The sequence below is a fragment of the Finegoldia magna ATCC 53516 genome (assembly GCF_000159695.1).
In the GTDB taxonomy this organism is placed as follows: Bacteria; Bacillota; Clostridia; order Tissierellales; family Peptoniphilaceae; genus Finegoldia; species Finegoldia magna_F.
Genome location: NZ_CM000955.1, coordinates 212,555 through 227,621, shown reverse-complemented (window position 1 = coordinate 227,621; position 15,067 = coordinate 212,555). Strand labels below are relative to the sequence as shown.

The 15,067-nt window shown below is 38.2% G+C and carries 13 protein-coding genes; 11 read left to right on the top strand and 2 right to left on the bottom strand.

Annotation, left to right across the window (positions count from 1 at the left end):
* Positions 1 to 133 precede the first annotated feature (133 nt).
* Both HMPREF0391_RS01050 and HMPREF0391_RS01045 read right to left on the bottom strand, forming a co-directional pair.
* A complete protein-coding gene (locus tag HMPREF0391_RS01050; protein ID WP_035109060.1) occupies positions 134 to 739 on the bottom strand; it encodes a hypothetical protein in 606 nt (201 codons plus the stop codon).
* A gap of 83 nt (positions 740 to 822) precedes the next feature.
* Positions 823 to 1,749 carry a YdcF family protein gene (locus HMPREF0391_RS01045; RefSeq protein WP_002834970.1) on the bottom strand — a complete coding sequence of 309 codons (927 nt, stop codon included), beginning with the start codon at positions 1,747 to 1,749 and terminating at the stop codon, positions 823 to 825.
* 79 nt (positions 1,750 to 1,828) lie between these two features.
* Between HMPREF0391_RS01045 and HMPREF0391_RS01040 the strand changes: the two genes are divergently transcribed.
* From HMPREF0391_RS01040 to HMPREF0391_RS00990, 11 genes are all read left to right on the top strand, one after another.
* Positions 1,829 to 2,605, top strand: a complete 777-nt coding sequence (locus tag HMPREF0391_RS01040) for a patatin-like phospholipase family protein (protein ID WP_002834969.1) — start codon at positions 1,829 to 1,831, stop codon at positions 2,603 to 2,605.
* Between the two features lie 113 nt (positions 2,606 to 2,718).
* Entirely contained in the window at positions 2,719 to 3,213 is a 495-nt protein-coding gene (locus tag HMPREF0391_RS01035) for a hypothetical protein (RefSeq protein WP_002834968.1), read from the top strand.
* 58 nt (positions 3,214 to 3,271) lie between these two features.
* Positions 3,272 to 5,020, top strand: a complete 1,749-nt coding sequence (locus HMPREF0391_RS01030) for an ABC transporter ATP-binding protein (protein ID WP_002834967.1) — start codon at positions 3,272 to 3,274, stop codon at positions 5,018 to 5,020.
* Positions 4,998 to 6,734 (top strand): ABC transporter ATP-binding protein, encoded by a 1,737-nt coding sequence (locus HMPREF0391_RS01025; RefSeq protein WP_002834966.1) that lies wholly within the window; start codon positions 4,998 to 5,000, stop codon positions 6,732 to 6,734. The genes HMPREF0391_RS01030 and HMPREF0391_RS01025 overlap by 23 nt, the downstream gene beginning before the upstream one ends.
* Before the next feature lies 1 nt (position 6,735).
* Positions 6,736 to 8,199, top strand: coding sequence for a 4-alpha-glucanotransferase (gene malQ, locus HMPREF0391_RS01020; protein ID WP_002834965.1), 1,464 nt, complete (start codon positions 6,736 to 6,738; stop codon positions 8,197 to 8,199).
* 59 nt (positions 8,200 to 8,258) lie between these two features.
* Positions 8,259 to 9,062: a bifunctional hydroxymethylpyrimidine kinase/phosphomethylpyrimidine kinase gene (gene thiD / locus HMPREF0391_RS01015; RefSeq protein ID WP_002834963.1), complete on the top strand. Its 804-nt coding sequence runs from the start codon at positions 8,259 to 8,261 to the stop codon at positions 9,060 to 9,062.
* Positions 9,055 to 9,693, top strand: coding sequence for a thiamine phosphate synthase (gene thiE, locus HMPREF0391_RS01010; protein WP_002834962.1), 639 nt, complete (start codon positions 9,055 to 9,057; stop codon positions 9,691 to 9,693). The genes thiD and thiE overlap by 8 nt, the downstream gene beginning before the upstream one ends.
* A gap of 763 nt (positions 9,694 to 10,456) precedes the next feature.
* A complete protein-coding gene (locus tag HMPREF0391_RS01005) occupies positions 10,457 to 10,897 on the top strand; it encodes a MarR family winged helix-turn-helix transcriptional regulator (protein ID WP_002834961.1) in 441 nt (146 codons plus the stop codon).
* Positions 10,875 to 11,720, top strand: coding sequence for a pirin family protein (locus HMPREF0391_RS01000; RefSeq protein ID WP_002834960.1), 846 nt, complete (start codon positions 10,875 to 10,877; stop codon positions 11,718 to 11,720). Before HMPREF0391_RS01005 ends, HMPREF0391_RS01000 begins: the two co-directional genes overlap by 23 nt.
* A gap of 13 nt (positions 11,721 to 11,733) precedes the next feature.
* Positions 11,734 to 12,306, top strand: coding sequence for a nitroreductase family protein (locus tag HMPREF0391_RS00995; RefSeq protein ID WP_035109059.1), 573 nt, complete (start codon positions 11,734 to 11,736; stop codon positions 12,304 to 12,306).
* A 1,433-nt stretch (positions 12,307 to 13,739) separates the two neighbouring features.
* Positions 13,740 to 15,050 (top strand): MATE family efflux transporter, encoded by a 1,311-nt coding sequence (locus tag HMPREF0391_RS00990; protein ID WP_035109057.1) that lies wholly within the window; start codon positions 13,740 to 13,742, stop codon positions 15,048 to 15,050.
* Positions 15,051 to 15,067 lie beyond the last annotated feature (17 nt).

The following is a 15,067-nucleotide window of genomic DNA, read 5'->3' as shown; positions in this document are numbered from 1 at the left end:
TGTTTCAACCCTAAAAGAGCCTCGTCATACTACTTCTTCATTATACAAAAATAGTGCAAGATAGGAATTACTTCCTTTCTTACACTATTTATGGTACTAAAAAGAAGCTGTTTGTCAGCTTCTTTCATCATTTCTATTGTAATTTGTTTAGTACATTTTCCAAGGATTCTAGTTTGATTTGTGGATCCCATGTTGCGCCACTGTCTTTTAGTTCTTGGATGTATTGTTGTTTGTTTGATTTGTAGTATTCTATGGTATCTTTTAGTCCTTTTACTGATTGTTTGAAGTTTTCAGTGTCTTTGACTTGGGATACTTTTTTGATTAGATATTCTTGTGATTTTTCTGGTTTTGTTTCTAATGATGTGCATCTGTTGACCATTTCTGTGAATAGTCTATCCATTTTTAGTGATGCGCCTGCTGTTCCGTTTTCGTATTTTTCTAATCTTTCTACAAATTCATCTAGTGTTGCTTTTTCATCATTTGTAAGTTCTTGTTGGTTGTCTTTTTTTGTTTCGTCTTTTTCTGTAGCTTCTGTTGTTTCTTCTGGTTTTTTGTCTTCTTTGTTTTCTTTGTCTTCTTTTTTGTTTTCTTGTGTGTCAGCTGCTGTGTCTTTTTTGTTGTTTTCAGCTGTTGATGTTGTTGTATCTGGTTTATTCAATGATTGTTCGCTGCTACAGCTTGATAATGATACTGAAGCTACAAGTGCAAGTAATAGTCCAAATTTTTTAATGTTTTTCATAAAATCCTCCTCCGATTTCTTTATATATATTATACCACTATTTTGATTTTCCAATCAGGACAATGTCTACAATATAGCTACGATTATACTAAGATGCCTATTATTATGGTGATGATGAGAAGCATTATGATGTGAAGTACGATGTCTAGGTAGATTGCGGCTAATAATTCTATTAGGTAGGTGTTGATTTTGGAGTTGAGGTTGGATTCTGCGGGTATTACTGTCCAATTGACTTTCATTTTGTTGCAGATGAGTTTGGTTCTGAATGCGTGGAAGTTGTTGGTGATGACGCAGACTTTTTTTCTGTCGTGTTCTGCATCTTGCTGTTGTATGAGTGTTTTTACGTATTCTATGTTTTGCATTGTGTTCATGGCAAGTTTTTCCAATAAAATATCTGTGTCCTGGATGTTGTTTTGGACGGCGAAGTTTTTCATGGCTACGGATTCTTCGATGTCTCCGTTGGATTTGCCGCCGGAAAATATCATAATGCTTTTATCGGTTCTGTAGTAGGAAAATGATGTGAGCATTCTTTGTTTGATGGGATCAGACAGTTCGATTCCTTTCATGGATCCTCCGAGGACTACGATGTAGTCAAAATCTGTGGCGATTTTTCGGTATTTGATTATGAGGTTTCCAAGTAGATGCGATAATACCATCAAGCTCAGATACAAATTCATTCCTATTATGTATTTGTAAAGGTCAAATATTTTGAACAGGTTGACTATTATCATTGCGATGTAGAGTATACTTGCCGTCAAGTGCAGCGCGATGTTGGCTTTGACTTTGGCTTTTTGGTAGAGTCTGTAGGATATTATCGCTAATATAAATACGTCTGTGATTACGTTGATTGTGACAATTATGTTCAAGATTGTGGCTGAACTTGGTGTAAATATTAGTCCGATGGCGCTGACCACGATCAAAACGATGCTTGTTGCTGTGAACATACTTATGAAGTTGTCTATGGCTGCGATTATTAGTAGTATCGCAGATATGAGTAGTAGTGCGTACATGTGTATTCCTTTCACGAAAAATTATATCACACATTGTGGGTTTGTTTGATGGTATAATCATATTAAGAAGGGGGTTGTCATGAGAGGGTTAGTATTGGAAGGCGGCGGAGCGAAGGGCTGTTATCAGATTGGCGCTTACAAGGCGTTGGTGGAAATGGGAATTGACTTTGATTATGTCGTGGGAACTTCGATTGGCGCTATCAATGCGGCTATGATTTGTCAGGGCGATTGGGAGATTGCGTACAAATTGTGGGAGAATTTGACTTACGATGATGTGATTAGCCTAAAGGACAATGATGTCAATTCTATTATGAAGGAGAATCTGACGTTGGAAAATGCGAGGGACAAGCTAGGCTTGGCGAAGGATTTTATCGACAACAAGGGTTTCGGGGTGGAGCCTTTGGATGAGTTGTTGAGCAAAAATATTGATGAGAAGAGGGTTCGCGAATCTAAGATGAAGTTCGGGCTTAATACTGTTGATGTGGAACAAAGAAGGGTTTTGAATTTGTTTATTGAGGATATTCCAGAAGGTCATTTGCGTGATTATTTACGTGCAAGTTCCAATTTGTTGGTGTTTAAGCAAGAAAAATTGGACGGGAAGAAGCTGATTGACGGTGGATATATGGAGAATAATCCGTACAAGATGATTGATGATGTGTGCGATGAGATTGTGCTTGTGTCGTTGAAGCCGTATTTGTTGACGAATAAATTGAAGAGAAATCCCAAATACACGATTATTAAAACGTGGGACAGGGATTTTCCAAAAGTTATGGAGTTTGAGAAGGAAAAGATGCGATACGGTTTGAAGCTTGGATATGAGGATACGATGAAGGTTTACGGAGAAATTAGTAAATAATATTTTTGAAAATATTAAATCAGAAAAAAACTGATAAATTATGTAGAAAAAAATTTTCGTTAGTTGTATAATATTTAGTATAGAGAATTTTTAGAGAGAAGGAGGTCTGAACGATGAGCATTAAAATTAATAATGAAGTAGTTGAAATGATGCTATATTTCTGGCAATCAGCGTCAGAAGGTCAAAAGGTTGTTGAATCTTTTATCATTGATGTAGCTAATAGAGACGAAATGAAATTAATATACAATGACAAATTTGATGAGGAAGCTGTAAGAAGAGTTTTGTCATCTATTACAAACAAAGAGCTTTTGAATGGTGGAAGTCCTGAAGAAAAAAGATTCTGGAACAACAACATGTGGATGATGGAAGATATGGGTGTGGTTGACGCCATGGTACAACCTATCAAACATCTAAACCTTGATGATGTTGAAACAGACAAGAAGGAATTGATTTTCGTTCCAGGTCATGTTGATGAATACTATGATTTGGGAGACAAATTAGTTGTGAACTTCTTCAAGGTGTCTGTGGATATTTTTGGTGGCACAGGTGCTGTTACTATGGATGGAGAAGATTTCAGAGAACACATCATTAAATTATTGCAAAAATAGAATTTGCTATTGGGGCTCTTTATGAGCCCTATTTTTTATTGCAAGTAAAGGAGTAAATATGTTAGGAAGGTATAAGTGGTTTATAAATTATTATAAGAAAAGCTACATAATCGCAATTATCGCACTTGTTTTTGATTATGCTTTCAAGTTGATTTTGCCGTACATGATTGGTAATGTGGCGGACAATATTTTCAACAGGAATGTGACAGCTGAAAATTTGAAGATTAATTTGGGGATTTGTCTGGTTGCAAGTGTGTTGTGTTATGTGGTGAGCGTTGTGTGGAATTTGAATGTGTTCAGGGGAGATGACACGATTAGGTATTTGGTGACTACGAGGTTGTACGACAAGTATTTGAAGCAATCGCCGGAGTTTTTCGAGAAGAATTCCACGGGGTCTTTGATGGGGAAGGCTACAAATGATCCGTACGCTTTGGGAGATTTTGCGGGATATGGTCTGATGAGTTTGTTTGATTCGACTTTTTATCCTATTTTAATTGTAATCGTTATGATTGTGACGACGGATTTCAGGTTGACTTTGCTGAGCGTTCTTCCACTTCCAATACTGGTTGTGGTGAGTAATAAAATCGGCAACAAATTGAATACGACTTTTGAAGAGTCGCAAAAATCGTTTGATAAGATGAACGATCAGACTTTGGAAACTGTGAGTGGTGTGCGTGTGGTTCGTGCAAATAATTTGAAGGATTTTCAAAGGAAGAAATTCCAAGATAGAGCAGATGATTTGTACGAAAAAAACATGGCGACTGCAAAATTAATCGCATGGTATGGCCCAATCCAAAAGCCAATCGAGGTTATGACTTATGTTCTTGCGATTTCTTACGGAACTTATTTGATACGAACTGGCAGCATTACTGTGGGAAGACTTATGAGTTTTATGTTTTATTTGAATTTGTTGATTTGGCCGATGATTGGCATGGGCGATTTCATCAGTGTGAAGAAACAAGCCGATGCGAGTATGGACAGAATTCAAGAGGTGTGGGATTACAAGGAAGACATTGTGAATAAACCTGATGCAGTGGATTTGACGGAAAATCCTACGATTGAGTTTAGGAATTTGTCGTTCAAATATCCAACTTCCAAGGAGAATGTTCTGAGTGATATCAATTTCTTGGTTACACCTGGCAAGACTTTGGGAGTTTTGGGGAAAACTGGAAGCGGCAAGACTACTTTGTTGAAGCAATTTCTGAGATTTTACGATGTGGAAGATGGAGAGATACTTCTGAATGACAAAAACTTGACCGATTATACCGTCGAATCAGTCAGAGAAAGAATGGGATATGTTCCACAAAACCACATGATTTTCTCGAAAACTATTGGCGAGAATATCAAGCTTACTAAAAAGGATGCAACGGATGAAGAATTGATGGAAGCTATACGAATGAGCGATTTTGAAAAGGATTTGAATAAGCTTGTGAATGGAGCGGACACGTTGTGTGGAGAAAAGGGAATTAGTTTGTCTGGAGGTCAAAAACAAAGGATTGCGTTGTCGAGGGCTTTGATAAAAGATCCGGATATTTTGATTATGGACGACTGCATGAGCGCTGTGGACGGAACGACGGAAAAGAATATTTTGGATAATTTCAGAAGGATTCGCTCCGGCAAGACGAATATCATCGCGACTCACAGGATTAGCCAAATGAAGGATGCAGACGAGATTATCGTTCTTGAAAACGGCAAAATAGTTGAAAGAGGTAATCACGACTATTTGATGAAACAAGACGGTTGGTACAAGGAGCAATATTTGAGACAGACAGTGGAGAGTGCATATGAAAAAGAGTGTGACGAATAGAATTATAAAATACTCCCTAAACGAGAAGAAAAACTTGGCGATAGGGATGGTGTTTACGGTGTTGATGACTGTGTTCGAGATTATCGGGCCGATTATACTTGCGTATATCATCAACAATTTACTTACAGGAGAAAAACTTGTCTACAATATTAGAAAATTAGCGCTTGTGTTGTGCTTGTATGCGATGGTTTTCTTCGTGGATTCGTTGTGGAAATACAATTCTACGGTTTATTTGGAGAAGACTGCGAACAAAATCGCACGTAGGATGCAAATGGATGTGTACGATCACATTCAAAAAATGCCGATATCATTTTACGATAATTTACCGGCTGGAAAAGTTGTCAGCAGGATTACGAACGACACGAAAACTGTGAAGAGTTTCTACCAAATGGTATTGGCGCAGCTTATGGTAAGCGTGATTGTGAGTATATTCATGATTGCGATGGTGCTGATAACTGACACGAAAATCGGGATTATTGTGTGTTTGTTTTTCCCAATTATGTTTTATATTTTCAGAAGATTTTTGCGAAAATCACGCTTTGCATTTACAAATATGAGAAAATACATCAGCGAGGAAAATGCGAAAATCAACGAGACAATAAACAATATTGAGATAATAAAGGCGTTTAATTTGGAAGATGATTTCAGCAAGGATTATGAAACTTCTGCGAAAAATGTCTACGATTACGGGTATATGGTGACGAGGGCTTACGGTACGATGAGCTATAATGTGTCGCAGCTTCTCAGAAACTTTGCGACGATTACGATACTTGGAATTTACGCGTACAATGTTTTGACTGGAAATACTGATGTAAAGTTGGGGAGCATGTATTTGACGATGGAATACACTTCGAGGACTTTCTTGTACATCAGTAACTGCGTGGAAAGAATGGGCTCGTTGGAGCAATCGTTCAGTGCAGCAGAGCATGTGTTTGAATTGTTGGACACTGAGGTTGAGGAGTTCCCAGAACGAGAAATCGGCGACATCAAGGGCGATGTGAAGTTTGAAAATGTGGATTTTTCGTATATTGAAAACGAACCTGTGCTTAAAGATTTGTCGCTCGATATAAAAAGTGGAGAGAGTGTTGCATTTGTTGGATTTACTGGAAGTGGCAAGACTACGATAATCAATTTGCTTTTAGGATTTTATAAGCCACAACGAGGCGTAATCAAAATCGACGGCAAGAATTTCAACGATTACAGTGTGGATTCTATAAGAAAGAATATTTCGCTGGTGCCACAAGATCCGGTGCTTTTTATGGGAGATGTTAGGAGTAACATCAGGCTCGACAAGGATTTTACAGATGAAGAAGTGGAGAATGCGTTGAGAGATATCGGTGCGGACAGGTTGATAGATTTTAGAAATGGTCTTGATGAGGAAGTCAAGGACAATGGCGCAAGTTTCTCTGCTGGTGAAAAACAACTTATAGCATTTGCGAGAAGTTACATCACCAATCCGAAGATTTTGATATTGGACGAGGCGACGGCAAACATCGACACGCAAACGGAATCTGTGATTCAATACGCGATCGACAAATTGAAACAAAACAGGACTACATTTATAATTGCGCACAGATTGTCCACGATTAAAAACGTGGATTGCATTTACGTGTTGGACAAGGGCGTTATTGTGGAAAAAGGAACGCACGAAGAATTGTTGGCGAATGGCAAGATTTACACGAGAATGTATCGTGAACAAAACAAGAAGGGCTAATATGAGTGGTAATAGAAAAGCAGGGATTTTGTGTCCTGTGTTCAGTTTGAGTTCTAAATATGGAATCGGAAGTTTTGGTGAGAGTGCGTATGAATTTGTGAGATTTTTGAAGAAATTGAAGCAAACTTACTGGCAAATATTGCCACTTGTTCCGATTAGTTCTGATGGCAACAGCCCGTATTTGTCGCCGTCAACTTTTGCTGGAAACTACATGTACATCGACATCGACAAGTTGATTGAGGATGGTTTGCTGACGAAGAGTGATGTTCGTGGATATGAATTCGAAGATGATTTTGTGGATTACGATTATGTGGCAAAAGTAAAGGATGAGATTTTACGAAAGGCTTTTGAGAACAACGAGGTTTTGAAGATAATCGACACAGAAAATTTTAGTGAGCGTGAACTTGTTCGAGAATTTTGCTTATTTGAGGCTTTGAAAAAGCATTTTAATGGCAAATCTTGGTTGGAATTTCCAGATGATATAAAATACCGAAAGAAGAAAAGCGTCGATTATTACGAAAAATTGTTAAAAGATGAGATTGAATACAATGTATTCGTTCAGGCTTTGTTTTACAAGCAGTATTTCGAATTGAAAAATTACGCGAATGATTTGGGGATAAAAATATTTGGCGATTTACCGATTTATGTGTCGAAGGAAAGCAGCGATATGTGGCAAAACCCCGATATGTTTGTGGTGAACGAGGATTTGTCACCGAAGCTTGTTGCAGGTGTTCCTCCGGACAGGTTTTCTGAAACTGGGCAATATTGGGGAAATCCTGTGTATGATTGGGATTATTGTGAGAAAACTGGTTTTGATTGGTGGTTGAAAAGGTTGAATCACAATTTGAAAATGTACGATGTGCTTCGCTTGGATCATTTTAGAGGATTCGAAGCTTTTTGGGCAATTGTCGCATCGGAGAACACTGCTGAAAACGGACGATGGATTAAGGCGAAGGGCGCGAAGTTGTTTGAGATTTTGAAGAAAGAGGACTTGATTGACAGAATTATCGCTGAGGATTTTGGTTTGATTACTGATGATGTGATAAATTTGCGCGACAGGTTTGGTTTCAAGGGCATGAAGGTGATGCAGTTTGCGTTTGATGTGAACGAGGAATCGGATTATTTGCCGCACAACGTGGGGGAAAATTGTGTTTACTACACTGGAACTCACGACAATCAAACGTTAAATGGATTTGTTACAAGCAGGTCTTCAGAAGAGCTTGAATACATTAAAAATTATGTGAATTCAGATGATGCGGAAATGGCTATGATAAGAGTTGCCTACATGACGAGTGCTAGTTTGTGTATGTGTCAGATGCAGGATTTCTTGGATTTGGGTGATGATTACAGGACGAACACGCCAAACACGTTAGGTAACTGGACGTGGAGAATGAAAAAAGATTGGCTTACGGATGAGCTTGAATGTAAAATTTCTTCGATTGTGAAACTCTACAACAGGGATTAGTTGAAGTAAAATGATTATAGGTATATAATTTAATTTGCAGCAAATTATTAGGAGGAGTTATGAAGAAAGTTCTTACGATTGCAGGTTCTGATTGTTCAGGCGGAGCGGGAATTCAAGCGGATATCAAGACTATGTCGGCGCACGGGGTGTATGCGATGAGCGTTATTGTTTCGGTGGTCGCAGAGAATACTTTTGAGGTGGTGTCGATTGAGGATTTGCCCGACAAGATTATAAAGGATCAGATTGATTGTATTTATAATGATATGGGAACTGACGCTGTGAAGATCGGAATGTTATCGAACAAGAGGATTATGAGTTGTGTTAGGGACAAATTATTGGAGTACAAACCAGAAAATGTGGTGTTGGATCCTGTGATGTATGCAAAACACGGCGCTTGTTTGATGCAAGAAGATGCGATTGATTTGTTGATTGAGGATTTGATTCCTTTGTGCACTTGTATAACTCCGAACATTCCAGAGGCAGAGAGAATTAGTGGAATGAAGATTGACGGCGTGGACGATATGAAAAAGGCAGCTGTGATTATTCACGATATGGGAGCGAAATACGTTCTTGTGAAGGGCGGTCATCATGTGGGAGATGCGATTGATATTTTGTATGATGGCGAGAATTTCCACGAATTTGTGACTGAAAAGATTGACACGAAGAACACTCATGGGACTGGTTGTACGCTTTCAAGTGCGATCGCTAGTAATTTGGCGCTTGGAAAATCGATAGATGGTGCTGTGAAATTCAGTAAGGATTACATTACTAATGCTATTAAGCATGATTTGCATATTGGCAAGGGAAATGGGCCGACAAATCATTTCTACAAATTTTTTGAAGGAGAGTTGGAAAATGAATAAGGAATTTAACTTAGGGTTGAACTTGGTCACGAATAAACAAACTCTCAAGGGAAGGGATTTATCAGAGACTATTGAGATTGCGCTGAAAAATGGTGCAGATTCTGTGAGACTTAGAGAAAAAAACATGGATACAAGAAGCATTATGCGCGAGGCTTTTAGGATAAAAGAGATTACTCAAAGCATGGGCAAACTTTTGATTGTGAATGACAGGGTTGATATTGCTAAGGCGTGTGATGTCGACGGGGTGCATTTGGGACAAAAGGATATGCCGATTAAGTACGCTAGGGAGATTCTTGGTGACAATAAGATTATTGGGATTAGTTGTCACACGTTGGAACAAGCGTTGGAGGCACAAGAGGCTGGCGCTGATTACATTGGTGTGGGGGCGATTTTTCCGACGTTCACTGGAGATGATTTCGTGAGGGTTACAATCGACACGTTGAAGGAGATTGCTGAGAAAATTCACATTCCAATCACTGCGATTGGTGGCATTAACAAGAACAATATTAGGATGATTTTCGATTGTAATGTGGATTCTGTGTCATTGACATCGGCGGTATTTTCGACGGGAGATGTTGCAGCATCAACACAAGAGTTGAAACAAAAATTCGATATGATTTTGAGTAGATAGCAAGGGGTGCGAGGGCACCTCTTTTTTGATGCGGTGAAGGTGTCGCAGGACATAGACGTTGTACAGGGACAAGGGGAAAGTAGAAAACCAGTTTGCAAGACATAGACACATGACATGGACAAGTAAACACAAAAACTCGTAAACCACTCATCTGTCTACAAAAATTGATAAATTCATCGCTCATGAAACTAAAATCGCAAACTCGCTGACGCTCAGACAGTGCGATTTTTTCACGTTTCATTTCGCTTGAATTTAGAACAATTTTTTCCGAATGATTCGCTTGTTTACGATGTTTTTGGTTTGTTTCAATGCAAACTTAGCAAAACTGGTAATCTAGTTTTGTTTCACAGAATTACAAATCGCTGGACACCGACACATGACAGAGACATGGAAAACACAAAAACTCGTAAACCACTCATCTGTCTACAAAAATTGATAAATTCATCGCTCATGAAACTAAAATCGCAAACTCGCTGACGCTCAAACAGTGCGATTTTTTAACGTTTCATTTCGCTTGAATTTAGGACAATTTTTTCCGAATGATTCGCTTGTTTGCGATGTTTTTGGTTTGTTTCAATGCAAACTTAGCAAAACTGGTAATCTACTTTTGTTTCAATGCACACGTAATAATTCGCTGGACATCTACGTTTTTTCTATAGGGGACAAGAAGAACAAAATATCATCTCATCTTTTTTAAACGGAAAAGGGAGAGGTTAGTTGCAATTATCTCTAGTTAGTGATAATATTGAGTCAGAGGGATAGTATGAATACAAAAAAATCAATGGCGGTGTATATTTCTATGAGTAGGGTTATTAATACTCTGCGCCGCGAGAACAACAAATTAATTTTGAAGCACGATCTTACTTTGGGACAGTTTGCAGTTATGGAGGCTTTATATTCTAAGGGGAGGCTTTCAACTGGAGAGGTTATGGAGAAGATTTTGACTACGAGTGGCAATATTCCTGTTATCGTGAAGAATTTGGAGAAGGATGGGTTTATTACGAGGAAGCAGGATGAGGCTGACAAGAGAAGATTTATCCTGGATTTGACTGATAAGGGAAAAGATTTGATGGATGAGATTGTTCCTGAGAATTTGAAATTTATGGATGAATTGATTTCTCTGTGGGATGATGATGAGAAGGAAGAATTAATAATATTGATGAATAAATTCAGGAGGAAATATGAAGAGGAAAATTTTGAATAGGACGCAGGGTTTTAGAACGAAGGATGGTGCTGGGGTTAGTCTTGTGAGGGTGTTGAGCCGCAATACTACAAAAGAATACGATCCGATTTTGATGTTGGATTCTTTTGACAGCACTGATCCTGAGGATTATATTAAGGGATTTCCGATGCATCCACATCGTGGGATTGAGACGATAACGTATTTGCGTGAGGGTACGATGACTCACAAGGATTCGATGGGAAATGAGGACACGATTACTGACAACGAGGTTCAATGGATGACTGCTGGAAGTGGGATTATGCACGAGGAGATGCCGAAGCCATCAAAGAGGATGCTTGGTGTTCAATTGTGGTTGAATTTACTTGCAAAGGACAAGATGGTAAGGCCTCATTATCAATCGCTTCGTGGTGATGATTTGAAAATCATTGAAAAAGACAATGCGAAGGTTAAGGTTATTTCTGGCGAGTACAAGGGTATAAAAGGATATGCGCCGAAATATTTGCCGCTTGATTTTTACGAAATCGAGATTAAGAAGAACGAGGAAATTACGATTGACACGAAAGATGATCAGCAAGTTATTTTGTTTACGTTGATTGGCGATATTGAGGTGGAAGGTGATGTTGTTTCTGAGAAAACAGCTGTGACGACTACTGATGGCGACAAATTGACAATAAAAGCAAAAGATGAAGATGTTATTGTTTTATTTTTACAATCTATTCCTACGAATGAGGAGATTGCTTGGGCTGGTCCAATTGTTATGAACACTAACGAGGATTTGCGACAAGCGAGCTTAGATTTGAGAAATGGAACTTTTATTAAGGAAAAACCAGAAGAGGATCAATAAAAAGGAGAAAATGATGACAAATATTGAAAAATCACTACAAAACAGAAGAACTATTTACAGTTTGGACAAGAATATAAAATCAAACGAAGAGGAAATTACTAATACTATAAAGAATATTACTGAGTTGACACCTGATGCTTACGGTATCAGAAGTCAAAGAGTTGTGGTTGTTTTCAAAGAAGACCACGACAAGTTATGGGACAAAATCGGAGAGGTTTTCAATGGAAAGGTTGCTGAGGACAAGATAAATATGTTCAAGAGTGGCTATGGAACTGTATTGTATTTTTCTGACGAAGAAACTTTGAAGAAGGCTTCAGAAGACACAGGCGCTGAAATTGAAAGATTTGAACACTGGGCAGCACAATCTATCGGTATGTTGGAATTAAATATTTGGACGGCGCTTGAAGAATTGGGTTTGGGAGCAAATATCCAACACTACAATCCAGTTATAGACGATGCGGTTAAGGAAATGTTCGATATTCCAAAATCTTGGAAACTAGACGCGCAAATGGTATTCGGTAACAAAACTGCTGATCCAGATCCAAAGGAAAAGGAAGACATTAACAACAGAGTTGTTGTAAAATAATTTGTTGTGAGTAAAGGGGTGCAAGGGCACCTCTTTTTTGATGCAGGGAAGGTATCGCAAGACATTGACGTTGTACAGAGACATACAAAACAAGAAAAGTCGTAGCACATTCGTCTGGCTTACAAAAATTGGAAAATTCTAATCTCAAAATCCTAAAATTTGAAGCACGCTTCGCTTACGCAGTCAAATTTTGGACGGATTTTTTCGATTGAATTTTACACAATTTTTTCCAGATGACTCATTTAGCTACGATCTTTTTTGTTTATTTTAATGCACAATTAACAAAACTGGTAATCTACTTTTATTTCACATAACAACAAAATCGCTGGACAGCTACCTTTTACAGGGACAGGGAAAGTAAAAAACCAGTTCGCACGAATATCTAGACTGCGCAAATTTGTGTAGGTAGCTTCAAGACCATAAAACACAAAAACTCGTAAATCACTCATCTGTCTACAAAAATTGATAAATTCATCGCTCATGAAACTAAAATCGCAAACTCGCTGACGCCCAAACAGTGCGATTTTTAACGTTTCATTTTGCTTGAATTTAGAACAATTTTTTCCGAATGATTTGCTTGTTTACGATGCTTTTGGTTTGTTTCAATGCAAACTTAGCAAAACTGGTAATCTACTTTATTTCACATAAAGACGAAGATGCAGGACATAGAAGTTGTACAAGGACATGCAAAACAAGAAAAGTCGTAGCACATTCGTCTTGCTTACAAAAATTGGAAAATTCTAATCTCAAAATCCTAAAATTTGAAGCACGCTTCGCTTACGCGGTCAAATTTTGGACGGATTTTTTCGATTTGAAATCAGCTAAATTTTCTCCGTATGATATTCTTAGCAAAACTGGTAATCTACTTTTATTTCGATGCACACCTCCCAAAATTTTACACAAAAAATAATCACAGAACATTTACGTTTTACAGAGACATGGAGAACACAAAAAGTCGTAGCACATTCATCTGGCTTACAAAAATTGTTGAAGTTACTTTCAGAACAAGGGAAAGTAGAAAACCAATTTGCACGAATATCTAGACTACGCAAATTTGTGATTTCTAAATCTCAAAATCCTAAAATTTGAAGCACGCTTCGCTTACGCGGTCAAATTTTTGATGGATTTTTTTGATTGAATTTTGAACAATTTTTTCCAGATGACTCTTTTAGCTACGATCTTTTTTGTTTGTTTCAATGCTCTGCTCCACACCCTATCTACACACACCCACGCACGTCCACGCTCACACACCCGCACTCATATCCACACCCTCTCCACACCACACCGCACCCACACTCACTCCGCGCCACACCCTCTAACCCCACTCCCGACAAACTGGGGCGAGATATGGTATAATTATTTCATGGTTTGAAACGCGTCCATACACAAAGGCTATTGTGTGTGGGCGTTTTATTTTTATTGAAGGAGTTTTTATGGGAAATCACAAGACTTTTCGCGAGTTTGGGAAATATGTATTTCTGAATATTTTCGCGCAAATTGCTTTTTCTTGTTATACTTTGATGGATACTTATTTTGTGTCGTGGAGGTTAAAGGCGGACGGTTTATCTGCTCTTAATATTGCGTTTCCGATGTTTTGTATTATTAACGGGATCGGTTTGATGATTGGTATTGGTGGTGGTATCAAATATTCGATTTTCAAGAGTAAGGATTTGGATGATGATGCGAATACTATTTTCACGAATGCTGTGGTTTTGGGGCTTAGCATTGCATGTTTGTTTGTGATTTCGGGGGCATTTTTCTCGGGTAAATTGGTGAGATTTCTGGGAGCGGACGATAGTATTTTTGAGATGACTAATACTTATCTGAGGGTTATGATGTTATTTGCGCCGGCTTTTTTTATGAATAATATTTTGCAGTGTTTTGTCCGAAATGACAGGAATCCGAGGTTATCGATGGCTGCGATGGTTATTGGTAGTATTTCGAATGTGATTTTGGATTATGTGTTTATTTTTCCAATGGATATGGGGATTTTCGGGGCGATTTTTGCGACGGGTCTTGCTCCAATTATAAGTATGATGGTGATTTTTCCGTATATTATTGCGAGAAACAACGGTTTTCATTTGAACAAGAATTTTTTTGATTTTCAAAGTTTTGGGGAGATTGTGTCGAAGGGGATGTTTGCTTTGTTGACGGAGGCGACTTCTGCGAGTGTGATGTTTACTTTCAATATGATTATTCTCGGGATTTCAGGAAATGTTGGGGTGGCGGCTTTCAGTATTATTACTGTGATTTCTTTGGTGGTTACGGCTATTTATACTGGTTTGTCGCAAGGTATTCAACCTCTTATCAGTCATTATTACGGGAAAAATGATTTTGAAGATGTGAGAAAAATTTTGAAGTATTCTGTTGTTACGCAAATTATGTTGTCGGTTTTAATTTACGGTGTGATTTATTTGAACGCGGATATTTTAGCGGCATTTTACAATAAGGCGAATGATGTTTTGCTTCAAGATTACGCTGTGAATGGAATGAAGATATATTTTGTAGCGTGCTTTTTCATTGGTTTTAATATAGTGGTTTCGACGTATTTTACGTCAACTGAAAGATCAACAAAATCTCAGGTGATTTCATTTGCGAGGGGATTTGTGGTTATTATTCCTACGGCTTTGATTTTGTCGAGGGTTTTTCTGATGACTGGCGTGTGGGCAGCGTATCCTGTGAGTGAGTGTATTGTTTGCATGATTGCGATGGTTTTATTTTTCAGAGAAAAGCGTGTGATATAATCAAAAGAGAGGGGGAT

What these genes read in the sequence shown, in the direction of transcription:
- HMPREF0391_RS01050 (WP_035109060.1), bottom strand. Translation starts at nt 739, where the DNA reads ATGAAAAACATTAAAAAATTTGGACTATTACTTGCACTTGTAGCTTCA.
- HMPREF0391_RS01045 (WP_002834970.1), bottom strand. Translation starts at nt 1,749, where the DNA reads ATGTACGCACTACTACTCATATCTGCGATACTACTAATAATCGCAGCC.
- HMPREF0391_RS01040 (WP_002834969.1), top strand. Translation starts at nt 1,829, where the DNA reads ATGAGAGGGTTAGTATTGGAAGGCGGCGGAGCGAAGGGCTGTTATCAG.
- HMPREF0391_RS01035 (WP_002834968.1), top strand. Translation starts at nt 2,719, where the DNA reads ATGAGCATTAAAATTAATAATGAAGTAGTTGAAATGATGCTATATTTC.
- HMPREF0391_RS01030 (WP_002834967.1), top strand. Translation starts at nt 3,272, where the DNA reads ATGTTAGGAAGGTATAAGTGGTTTATAAATTATTATAAGAAAAGCTAC.
- HMPREF0391_RS01025 (WP_002834966.1), top strand. Translation starts at nt 4,998, where the DNA reads ATGAAAAAGAGTGTGACGAATAGAATTATAAAATACTCCCTAAACGAG.
- malQ (WP_002834965.1), top strand. Translation starts at nt 6,736, where the DNA reads ATGAGTGGTAATAGAAAAGCAGGGATTTTGTGTCCTGTGTTCAGTTTG.
- thiD (WP_002834963.1), top strand. Translation starts at nt 8,259, where the DNA reads ATGAAGAAAGTTCTTACGATTGCAGGTTCTGATTGTTCAGGCGGAGCG.
- thiE (WP_002834962.1), top strand. Translation starts at nt 9,055, where the DNA reads ATGAATAAGGAATTTAACTTAGGGTTGAACTTGGTCACGAATAAACAA.
- HMPREF0391_RS01005 (WP_002834961.1), top strand. Translation starts at nt 10,457, where the DNA reads ATGAATACAAAAAAATCAATGGCGGTGTATATTTCTATGAGTAGGGTT.
- HMPREF0391_RS01000 (WP_002834960.1), top strand. Translation starts at nt 10,875, where the DNA reads ATGAAGAGGAAAATTTTGAATAGGACGCAGGGTTTTAGAACGAAGGAT.
- HMPREF0391_RS00995 (WP_035109059.1), top strand. Translation starts at nt 11,734, where the DNA reads ATGACAAATATTGAAAAATCACTACAAAACAGAAGAACTATTTACAGT.
- HMPREF0391_RS00990 (WP_035109057.1), top strand. Translation starts at nt 13,740, where the DNA reads ATGGGAAATCACAAGACTTTTCGCGAGTTTGGGAAATATGTATTTCTG.